1 protein-coding gene and 1 pseudogene are annotated in these 1066 nt (G+C 73.5%); both read left to right on the top strand.

Annotated features, from left to right (window positions below; all coding sequences use genetic code 11):
- Positions 1 to 240 (top strand): annotated as a pseudogene (locus ACZ5CR_RS47120) (ABC transporter ATP-binding protein); the annotation flags it as partial.
- 3 nt (positions 241 to 243) lie between these two features.
- Positions 244 to 1066: FtsX-like permease family protein (locus tag ACZ5CR_RS47115; RefSeq protein ID WP_468870228.1), on the top strand; the 823-nt coding region annotated here is incomplete at its 3' end.

Here is a 1066-nt window from a genome sequence, read left to right as displayed (position 1 = left end):
AGCGCGCGAGATGTCCTGCGGCTGCTCCAGGAGACCGTGCGGGTACACGGCGGGAACGTGGTGATGGTGACGCACGACCCGGTCGCCGCCGCCTACGCCGACTCCGTGCTGTTCCTCGCGGACGGCCGCCTCGCAGGCCACCTGGAGTCCCCGACCGTCGACGCCGTCGCCGAGCGCCTCGCGCACCTGGGCGACGCCGCGGCGGGCGTGCATTCCGACACGATGACACTGGGGGTCTGAGCCATGTTCACTCTCGCCCTGCGCTCCATCCGGCAGCGCCCCGGACGCCTCATCGCCACCCTGCTCTCCGCCTTCCTCGGCGCGGCGATCATCATGACGTTCAACTCCATGCACGACACCGCGGGCGCCCCGGGCGTCGACGACGTCAGCGCGGAGACTCTCACCACTGCCGCGAGCGTGGTCGGCGGCTACGGAGCACTCCTGGTGTTCTTCGCCATCGCCTCCACCCTGACCGTGAACGTACGCCAGCGCGGCGAGGAGATCAGCCTCCTGCGCAGCACCGGGGCCACCCCGGCGCAGATCAAGCGGATGGTCGTCGGGGAGGCCGCCGTGGTCGCCCTGGCCGGGGCGCTGCTCGCCGTCGGTCCCGCGATGCTCGGCGGCCGGGCGCTGCTCTCGATGTTCAAGGACGGCGGGCAGGTCGCCGACGGCGTGGACTTCTCGTTCGGGCCGATCGCCCTCGTGTCGGGCATCGGCATCACGCTGCTCGCATCGGTGGGCGCCGCGTTCCTCGCGGTGCGCCGCGCGACCAGGGCGGCCGCCGGTGCGCCTCAACGCCGGGGCAGGGTGCGGAACATCGCCGCCCATGGCGCCGTCGTGGCCGGTGCCGCGTCCGTGCTCTCCACCTTCGCGTTCGACGCGACGGCCCCCGCGCTGATGGCGACCCCGGCCTACGGCGCCATCCTGCTCTCCGTCGGCTTCGCGCTGCTCTCGCCCCGGCTGCTGCGGGCGCTGCTCGGAGTCCTTGCCGGACCGCTGGAGGCGATCGCCGGGCCGAGCGGCCATCTGCCCGTACGCACCATGCAGCAAGGGGCCGACCCGCGCG

It is taken from the genome of Streptomyces sp. NPDC031274, from assembly GCF_055570235.1.
Note: the sequence above shows the minus strand (reverse complement) of the source record. Positions and strands in the feature narration are given on the sequence as shown.